General features: G+C 44.2%; 1 protein-coding gene. It reads right to left on the bottom strand.

All coding sequences use genetic code 11. The features are described 5' to 3' along the window. Positions 1 to 15: 15 nt before the first annotated feature. The gene (locus HC723_RS16800; RefSeq protein ID WP_190339905.1) at positions 16 to 1,323 is read right to left on the bottom strand and encodes an IS4 family transposase; all 1,308 of its coding nucleotides are present in this window, start codon (positions 1,321 to 1,323) and stop codon (positions 16 to 18) included. Between the last annotated feature and the right edge of the window lie 91 nt (positions 1,324 to 1,414).

Here is a 1,414-nt window from a genome sequence, read left to right as displayed (position 1 = left end):
AGTAATGCCGTTCACTTAAGGGTGAACGGTTTTTTTATTTCTGGCATACTTCTGCGGCCTTGGCTTAACCGACCTTGGAAATGTTCGTTCCCTTCGCCGCTCAAGTATTAAGCTTTCAGCCATGTTGTGAAACCCTTTTAACTGCCGCGGGATCGCGCCTGGTGTTGAATACGGTAACCCAACCAATAATGCAGTGACATGTGCAAGTGTTCCGTTAAAGCTGAGTTGATAAGGCAAATAATTCCCTTTCAAACTGAAGCTAAGTTCAACCATCTGATAACGAATCAAATTGTACGTGAGCAATATTCCCCACAACTCTTGTTTGACTAGCTCTGGTAACCGACTGCGCAAGGTTAATCGGTTACCAAGCATGTACTGTTTCTGCTCCCGATACCCTAATTCTATTTCCCAGCGATGCTCGTATAAACCAGCAATATCTTTGGCTGGATAACGCATAGCATCAGTCATGGACGTGAGTACATGGTAGTCTTTCCCTTTGATTTTTCGGGTAATAAGACGAGCTGTAATGGTGTCTGGTAACTCAGGCCAGAGCTTGCGCGCCCTAGGATTACTGTGCAAAGTAACCAGCTTATCGTTGCGACCTAAAGAGTGAGTAACTTCATACTGCGTGTTCTTTTTTAAAGGAATAAGCCAATGGCGTTTGCTGCCGGTCTGGTGCCATTTATGCAACAGTCCCAGCGAGTAGAAGCCTTTATCGAACATCGTTACGCTGTCATCGGAAGTGGTCTCAATCAACTTTTCTGCGAGCATCATTTCGTTAACGTTGTAATCATCGAAAGCACTGCCAGTGATGAGGTGACTGCTTAGCTCCATCTGGCAAACCATCCGAACTTGAGGGTACTGAGTATTCTTTTGGCGAGAAAATGCTTCGTTATTTTGAGGACTATCTGGTGTTCGCCAAACAACGCCATCAACACTGAGCAGGGTTAGACCGTTCCACTGAGGAAAATTGGCACTCTGAATCCATGATGAGGTCATGTGCTCAAAAACCGCTTTCATAGCGGCCTCACCAAGCGTTTTACGACGCTGAGTCAGTGCACTGGGTGCCACAAATGCTTTGCCAGTCCTATCCACTATATCAAGCTGGTTAACGAGATCTTTCATGGACTTATCGTTATAAATGGCCATGCCAACCAATAACCAAACCATTGATTCCAATGTGAGTTTTCGCTTTCTCATCGTGACCGTACTGGTCAGAGAGTAGGCTTCATCGATAAGTTCGATAGGCAATAAGTCCGCCAATGTTTCAACGTTACCGGGCTTCCAATTATTGATGACATTAAGCGCTTGAGAAACGTCCATAAAAAATCCTAGCATATTAAATATGCTAGGATTTTTACACAGCTATAGGATCGTTCAACCACTATTTTAAGATCTTAAATGATCGGCATTA

The organism is Vibrio sp. S11_S32 (assembly GCF_014694465.1).
GTDB classification, from domain to species: Bacteria; Pseudomonadota; Gammaproteobacteria; order Enterobacterales; family Vibrionaceae; genus Vibrio; species Vibrio algicola.
This window is presented reverse-complemented; position numbering and strand designations above follow the sequence as displayed.